Annotated in this window: 1 protein-coding gene; it reads left to right on the forward strand. The window is 63.9% G+C overall.

The genetic code is table 11. From position 1 onward, the window contains the following. Nucleotides 1-452: C39 family peptidase (locus NW853_RS13245; protein ID WP_414349255.1), on the forward strand; the 452-nt coding region annotated here is incomplete at its 5' end. Nucleotides 453-581: the final 129 nt, after the last annotated feature.

Genomic DNA, 581 nt, shown 5'->3' on the forward strand with positions numbered 1-581 from the left:
TGGCCTACTGGCAGCGGGATCCCCGCCCCTGTGAGCCGTTGGTGCGCGCCGCGGCGGCCGGGGTGTACGACCGGGTTTACCAGGGCCACGGCAACTGGGCCTTCAATGTGGCTCATGCGGCCGAGCGAGGTTTGGCCGGCGTGGTGGCGCGGCTGCAGAGCCTGGCCCAGGCAGAGGCCTGGATCGCAGCAGGAGTGCCGGCTATCCTCAGCTATGCCTGGGGTGAGGGAGAGCTGGAGGGGGCGCCGATCCCCAAAAGCAACGGCCATCTGGCGGTGCTGGTGGGGTTCAGCAGCCAAGGGGATCCCATCCTCCAAGATCCGGCGGCCAAGACCAATGAAGAAGTTCGCCGCACCTACCGCCGCGACCAGCTAGAGTCTTTGTGGTTGGCACACTCCGGGGGTACTGTCTATTTGATTTATCCGCGAGGGTGGCCAATTCCAGATCCATAGGTTAGCGACAGTCTCCCACCGTGCCGGATGCTTCTGCTTGAAGAGGCTGGGATCCCGTCTCTGGCCATCGAGCGAACAAACGCAGACACAACTTGGCAAGCACCCAACTGCCATCTGGCTTTTCGGCGG

Source organism: Synechococcus sp. H55.11 (assembly GCF_047462475.1).
In the GTDB taxonomy this organism is placed as follows: Bacteria; Cyanobacteriota; Cyanobacteriia; order Thermostichales; family Thermostichaceae; genus Thermostichus.